The following is a 1,508-nucleotide window of genomic DNA, read 5'->3' on the forward strand; positions in this document are numbered from 1 at the left end:
GGGTTCCGGAAGCCCCGTCCGGTTCGTTTGATGTTCTTGATCGCGGTGTTGTTCGCCTCGACCTTGGCCGTGGTCGCGCCGGTGGTGATGAGGACTTCGATCTCGTTCCACCAGCGCTTCACGGTGCGCAGGAGCCGTTTCGTCTCCACGGTCGGGGCCGCCTCGACGAGGCCCTCGAGGATCCGCAGGTGGTCCCGCGCCTCCTCGAGCGCCCCGGACGCGAGCAGGGTGCGGAGCTGCTCCTTGGCCTCCCAGGCGGCCTGCAGCTGCCCGGTCGGGTCGTCGGATTCGAAGACCTCCCGCAGGCGGGCCCTGCCGCGGCCGGAGAGGGTCTCGGCGCCGCGCAGGAGCAGGCGCCGGTTCGCCCACCCCGGGTCCACCGCCCTGCCGCGCCGGCCCTTGATCTCCTGGCTCAGCCGCTGCCTGGCCTCGGTGACGGCCTGGTTCGCCAGCTGGACGAGGTGGAACGCGTCGACCGACACCGCGGTGCGCGGAAGCCACATCCGCAGGGCCTTGCGGAACGCCGCAGACGGGTCGATCGCCACGACCTCCACCCCGAGGCGCCACGCCAGCGGCCGGGCGAACAGCCAGTCCCCGACACCGGTGCTGTCGCGGCCGTCCACGATGCCCAGGACCTGCCCGGTGTCCAGGTCCACGATCGTGGTCATCCACGGCTCGACCCACACCCACGGCGATGCCTCGTCGGCCCGGTACCAGCGCACGGACCGGTACCTGTGCTCGTCGATCCCGAGCCTCTTCGGCGCGAGCAGGTCGACGTCCGGCAGCGTCGCAGCGGCGGCGTCCAGGGCGGTCTGGGCCAGCCACCACGAGACCCCGTGGGCCCGGGCAGCCTCGAGTGCGGCACGGCCCGAGCGGATCACGGCATCCACAAGCGCATGCAGGAGCCGGCGCGTGGACCGGGCCCGCCTGGGCACCTCGTCCGTGGCCTCGGTGAACGACCCACGCGGGCACGCCGGCTCGTCGCAGAACCAGCGCCGCTTGCGCCACAGCACCACGACAGCGCCGGCGACCGGGACGTCCCGCAGCCGCTGGAGCCGCCGGTCCTTCACGCGGGCCGAGACGACCCCGCAGGCAGGACAGCCCGGCACCCCGGTGGACTCCACAGTGATCCGGCGGACGCCGAAGGCGGTGAGCGCGGCGGAGAGTACGCGGTAGTCGGGCAGGTTGAAGATCACGGTGGCAGCACAGGGCTGCCCCGACGTAGGCTCGATCAAGGCTCGTGGATCCTGTTCCGGACGAATGACTAGACACCACTCATCCAACAGGGCCACGAGCCCCTTCACGCCCTACGGCACGAGCCCGATTCCCGACGAAACGCGAAGAGCCGGGTTGTCCGCGATGAGGCGGCGCACGTCCTCCTTGGGCACGCCCGCGTCCGGCAGGCCGCGGACCATGCGCGCGTAGGCGTCCACCGGCAGCGGGTTGTTTGCCTGGAAGGAGATCGCGGACGCTGGTCAGGTCTTCTTCTCTACCGGCGATCCGTGGAA

At 71.6% G+C, this 1,508-nt stretch carries 2 protein-coding genes; both read right to left on the reverse strand.

What is annotated here, in order from left to right:
• A partial coding sequence (locus CGQ25_RS16310; protein ID WP_208713132.1) for an ISL3 family transposase occupies window positions 1-1,235 on the reverse strand: 1,235 nt, incomplete at its 3' end.
• A gap of 72 nt (window positions 1,236-1,307) precedes the next feature.
• Window positions 1,308-1,433 (reverse strand): hypothetical protein, encoded by a 126-nt coding sequence (locus CGQ25_RS18570; protein ID WP_255405387.1) that lies wholly within the window; start codon window positions 1,431-1,433, stop codon window positions 1,308-1,310.
• Window positions 1,434-1,508 lie beyond the last annotated feature (75 nt).

The sequence above is a fragment of the Sinomonas sp. R1AF57 genome (genome assembly GCF_002224485.1).
GTDB classification, from domain to species: domain Bacteria; phylum Actinomycetota; class Actinomycetes; order Actinomycetales; family Micrococcaceae; genus Sinomonas; species Sinomonas flava.